Below are 412 nucleotides of genomic sequence, written 5' to 3'. Positions count from 1 at the left end.
GGATCGCTGCCTGATACTTCTGGTCGAATGCATAGCCAAGCGACTTGCGGTTGCCGTTGATGTCCTTCTTGGCCTCGAAAATCTCGATCTTCGAGGCTCCGGGCGCGGTGATCGCCAGCACGCCGGCATTCATTGCGACCTTCAGATCCTGAAATTCGCCCACCTTGACAGTGAACGGCTGCTCGACGACGGCGAGATCAACCGTCGCAATCAACACATAGTCATCGGGCGGCAGATCGAATTTGCTGTCGGGTCCGTAGGCATAGGTCACCTCGTCCCTGGTTCCATCGATCTTCTTTTTTGCCTTGAGCACCTTGAAGCCGATGCCTGAACCGTCCGCCTTGTCGCCGCCCGCAGCATAATAAGCATTGGCAACGACATGGCCAACACCGGCAACCATGTCCTTTTCCAC

The 412-nt window shown here is 56.3% G+C and carries 1 pseudogene; it reads right to left on the bottom strand.

Features of this window, described 5'->3' with window-relative positions:
* Positions 1-400: pseudogene (locus tag EN750_RS38905) on the bottom strand (hypothetical protein); the annotation flags it as partial.
* Positions 401-412: the final 12 nt, after the last annotated feature.

It is taken from the genome of Mesorhizobium sp. M7A.F.Ca.ET.027.03.2.1, from assembly GCF_003999175.1.
In the GTDB taxonomy this organism is placed as follows: domain Bacteria; phylum Pseudomonadota; class Alphaproteobacteria; order Rhizobiales; family Rhizobiaceae; genus Mesorhizobium.
Note: the sequence above shows the minus strand (reverse complement) of the source record. Positions and strands in the feature narration are given on the sequence as shown.